The sequence below is a fragment of the Dokdonella soli genome (genome assembly GCF_039523175.1).
Taxonomy (GTDB): Bacteria; Pseudomonadota; Gammaproteobacteria; order Xanthomonadales; family Rhodanobacteraceae; genus Dokdonella_A; species Dokdonella_A soli.
Genome location: NZ_BAAAEU010000043.1, coordinates 1 through 2,073 on the forward strand (window position 1 = coordinate 1; position 2,073 = coordinate 2,073).

Consider the following 2,073-nt stretch of genomic DNA (forward strand, 5'->3'; position numbering starts at 1 on the left):
GGTCATCCTCGCGGATTGCTCCACGCATGAGCCAGTTCGCTATCGGGAGCGGTTGGATTGCAGTGGGGCCTACGACGGAGCCGCCGTCCGGCCCCAAGAAGCCGGCGTTCGACAGCTGCTGCATTTGCAACCATTCGTAAGCGGTAACCGGGCGCTTGTATTGCAGGGGTGTCGCGCCGGACGGCACGTTGTCAAAATAGTAGCTTTCCAGGACAGGCAGCGTGAGCCAATAGGGGGAGAACGGCTGCGGAGCATCGAAGCGATCCAACCCGAGCTGTTGGAGCAATGCAGTCGCATTCGCGTTCCCCAGGTTGGAATTGAGGAACGCCTGATCCGTGAGGTATGCGTGGGTCTGAGTGTCAAAAGCCAGCGTCGACGACGATTCCAGCACCAACGAAGCCAGACTGAGTAGCCACATCCACCGTTTCATAGCAGCACCTCATTGGCTTGCTTCAAGATTGCACAGATGTGTGCGTCGTCCTCCGCCGACGGCGGATCGTTGAATCGATAGTGCTTTCGTATGTCATCGAGTTGCGTGGACAAGTCGCCGGGCAACGGGCGCATCACGCCAACGGCATGCTCGCGCAATTCCGCCACCTGCCTAGGCAACACCACGCCCCCGTGCTCGCACGCGAGCGAATAGCCTTCCTTGTAGATTTGATCGATGAACGGGACAGCATTGCTGTCTGCCCCCGGGCACTCGAATTCGTTGAACGAAAATTCACCGCTGCCGAGCGGCCGACGGGTCAGTTCGATGGGGTCCAACGCCTGGGACCCGATGCCATGCGCCGCCGGGTGTTTTCCACCTGATTGGTACATGTTCTGCGGCCACCCCCAAAAATAGCCTGGCGCGTAGGTGCCGAGATCCCAAAAATAGCGATTGTCGAACTGAAGACTCAACTCGCGTCGGATGTCGAACTTTCCATCGGTCGACAAAAAGGTGTAGCGCCCGTCAGCATCGGTCTTTGCAACCATGCGATAGATACACTCTGCGCCTCCCCGGCCGCCGTGTCCGAAGAACCACCGGTCCACGTGGTAGCGATACCATCGGACGACGACGTAAGCGCCTTGGATGGGTTGCTTCGTGGCGCTATCCAAGACCGTCCCGGTCTTCGCGTCCTGCAAGCCTGATTCAATGGACGTAGCGGTCGCACTCACAGCGGCGATGGCGCCAGTGACAGCGACGCCAAGCATTAGTTTCCACCAGAGCCCTCGGATCTTCATGGCGCTCATGAGCGATCCTCACATGCCCGAAATCCGCCACGTGCCGTCAGCGCCCTGGGAGAACTCCATCTGATAACCGGACAGCGTCAAATCGGTGTTCTGACGCACCACGATGAAGTTGGCATTGCGGTCGCTCACGTAGCCGTCGACGATGTTGCCTAGGTTCGCGACGTAAGCGGGCAGCGTGCTGGTGTTGTTTGAGAAGAGCGGCTGAAACTCGTCTTGCGCATGGGGATCGATAGCGTTCAACGCGCCCGCCGTGTCTTGGGCGGTCAATCGTTGTTTCAGGTAGCCATAGACGTCGCAGAGCATCCCGTTTTGCCGTTTGAAATCCGCGGCGATGTAGTGGGCGTAGGCGGTGTAGGAGACATGGTTGCTGTCCACCACGGTTAACCTGGCGGCGTAAAGATTCGGCTGCGTTGCCAAGTACGTCAGTGGCGTGCCCGGCGCTGGGTTGATCACATCATCGACACCATCGCCGTTGTAATCGATGGATAGCGTGGCCACGGTTGCACCGCCGGGCAGCGCGCCAACCACGGGAGTGAAACGCACGAGGAATGGCGCATAGCTATTGGGCCGTGCGACGCTCAACATCACCGCCGATGGGGAAACCGAACCTTGTGTGATGGTCAAGGAGGTGCTGGCTGTCGTGCCGGTGATCGTCGTCGCTGCCACGGTGATCGTGTTCGAACCGGGCTGGAGCGGCACCGACGAGGCGAGAAACTTGCCGCCATCGGTTGTTGCAACGACACCGTTGACCGTGATGCCCGTATCCGTTGGTCCCGTGAAGGTTCCGGCGATTTCTGTCGTGGGGCCGTTCACGGTGGCGCCACTGGCAGGATACGACGT

Annotated in this window: 3 protein-coding genes; all 3 read right to left on the reverse strand. The window is 59.6% G+C overall.

Annotation, left to right across the window (positions count from 1 at the left end):
• Window positions 1-430 (reverse strand): hypothetical protein (locus tag ABD002_RS19515; RefSeq protein ID WP_343794281.1); only part of this gene is annotated, 430 nt, incomplete at its 3' end.
• Complete coding sequence (locus tag ABD002_RS19520; protein WP_343794283.1) at window positions 427-1,233, reverse strand: carboxypeptidase-like regulatory domain-containing protein; 807 nt, start codon at window positions 1,231-1,233, stop codon at window positions 427-429. The genes ABD002_RS19520 and ABD002_RS19515, both read right to left, overlap by 4 nt.
• A gap of 9 nt (window positions 1,234-1,242) precedes the next feature.
• The coding region (locus ABD002_RS19525; RefSeq protein ID WP_343794284.1) for a hypothetical protein at window positions 1,243-2,073 on the reverse strand (831 nt) is incomplete at its 5' end.